The following is a 574-nucleotide window of genomic DNA, read 5'->3' as shown; positions in this document are numbered from 1 at the left end:
ACCTTCATCTTTCTTTTTATGATCGCTAAATCCCTTAACAACATAGAGAAAAACATATCGTTTCTATTAAACCCAAAGTCAGTTGGATCTTTAAGATTAGTTATGAATAAATAAATACTGTACAATCTATTGCCTATTCCCTTCTGATTCATATATCTACCTTTAAGCAATGCTGATATATAGAATGGTAGGTAAATAGGAATTCTTCTTAACCTCACTTCGTCCAAATTGTTACCAGCTCTAAAATGATCCGTTTGGATTCTCCATATCCTCTTTAACTTACCTATCTTGGAAGAGGCATATCTACCTTCTCTTAGTCCAATTACCTTTGAGTTATATCCTACCACTAAGGGAAAAAATGTGTTTACTCCTATTCTGGTCACTAACTCGCTATCCTCCCCTGCGTTTAAGTCTTTCCATCCTCCCTTCTCAACAATGGTCTCTTTATATGCAATGAAAATTGGTTGAAACCCACTTATACTTAACTTATCTATGTTTAATTCCATAGCTTTTTCTAGGTTTTTATTATATATTACATCCAAATGAATATATGCTGTTATGGAACCATCTGGAC

General features: G+C 33.6%; 1 protein-coding gene. It reads right to left on the bottom strand.

Annotated features, from left to right (window positions below; translation table 11 throughout):
• Positions 1-574, bottom strand: a 574-nt coding sequence (locus DMP16_RS11190) for a hypothetical protein (protein ID WP_185957882.1), incomplete at both ends; no start/stop codon positions are given.

Source organism: Sulfolobus sp. B1 (assembly GCF_007050195.1).
Classification (GTDB): Archaea; Thermoproteota; Thermoprotei_A; order Sulfolobales; family Sulfolobaceae; genus Saccharolobus.
The sequence above is the reverse complement of the archived record's forward strand: the minus strand, read 5'-3'. Positions and strand labels throughout refer to the sequence as shown.